Origin of the sequence: Pseudomaricurvus albidus (genome assembly GCF_018863235.1) — a bacterium.
Taxonomy (GTDB): domain Bacteria; phylum Pseudomonadota; class Gammaproteobacteria; order Pseudomonadales; family Cellvibrionaceae; genus Pseudomaricurvus; species Pseudomaricurvus albidus.
Genome location: NZ_JAHKRS010000027.1, coordinates 1 through 1,087 on the forward strand (window position 1 = coordinate 1; position 1,087 = coordinate 1,087).

The 1,087-nt window shown below is 50.7% G+C and carries 1 protein-coding gene; it reads right to left on the reverse strand.

The genetic code is table 11. The features are described from left to right. Window positions 1–29: 29 nt before the first annotated feature. Entirely contained in the window at window positions 30–998 is a 969-nt protein-coding gene (locus KOI40_RS18260) for an IS30 family transposase (protein ID WP_216098979.1), read from the reverse strand. Window positions 999–1,087: the final 89 nt, after the last annotated feature.

Below are 1,087 nucleotides of genomic sequence, written 5' to 3' on the forward strand. Positions count from 1 at the left end.
CGCAGTTTCAAGTAATAACTGCAATTCCGTTACGCAGCGAGCAAATCCACTCGCTGCCCCATAAATAATTCGTTTGGTGATCGACAGCCCCTTGTCTTTCTGGGACGATTGTTCAGCCGATCCATTACTGCTTGTACCTCATCATCCGTGACGTCGTTAAAGTCAGTTCCCTTGGGAAAATACTGGCGGATAAGCCCATTCGTATTTTCGTTGGTGCCACGCTGCCATGAGGCATACGGGTGTGCGAAGTAAATATCAGCGTCTAGCCCTCTGGCAATCTCCTCATGTTCCGCAAACTCCAGACCGTTATCGAAAGTGATGGTTTTGACCTTCGATTTCAGGTCTTCCATGCTGGCTAGGGCGGCCTTTGCAAGCAGGTCAGCCCGCTTGCCGGTTAACCGAACGACAACGGTATATAGCGTCTTGCGCTCAACCATCGTCAACAAAGCGCTCTTGCGCCCTTTACCCATGACCGTATCACCCTCCCAATCCCCGATGCGGCTTCGACGTTCAACAATGGGTGGTCGATCGTCAATATCCACGCGGTTTTTGATCTTCCCGCGACGGTCGTAGTGCCCATAGCGCTTGCGGTACGGCTTTGATGCAACCCTCAGATGCGTGTAAAGATCGCCGCCTTCAGCCTTGTCGGCATAAACAAGCTGGTAAATCGTCTCATGGTGTAACGACAGGTTTTTGTGCCTCTCCAGGTAATCCACCACCTGTTGAGGGCTCAGCTCCTGGCGTATCAGCTGCTCGATCCACACCTTCACTTCATCAGTAACCTTTATGGCCTTATGGGCCGAAGCTCTGCGATTATCACTGAGCCTTTGGGCCTGAGCTGGCCTGTAGCCACGAAGGCCTTTATTACGCTTCAGCTCTCGACTTATTGTTGATGGACTCCGTCCCAACTGCTCTGCAATTTCATTTTGTTTACAACCCACTGAATTCATGGCGTAAATTTGGTATCGTTCACCTTCGGTCAGCTGCTTATAGCTCATTGTGTTATTTCCTTTGGCGAGAAAATGGCACCGAACTATATCAGCTGGCCGTCCTCACTAGGAAATTGCACTCATTATCCGAAACCGCG

Bases quoted from the DNA above. Each gene is read 5' to 3' on its own strand.
- KOI40_RS18260 (WP_216098979.1), bottom strand. From the start codon at position 998: ATGAGCTATAAGCAGCTGACCGAAGGTGAACGATACCAAATTTACGCC.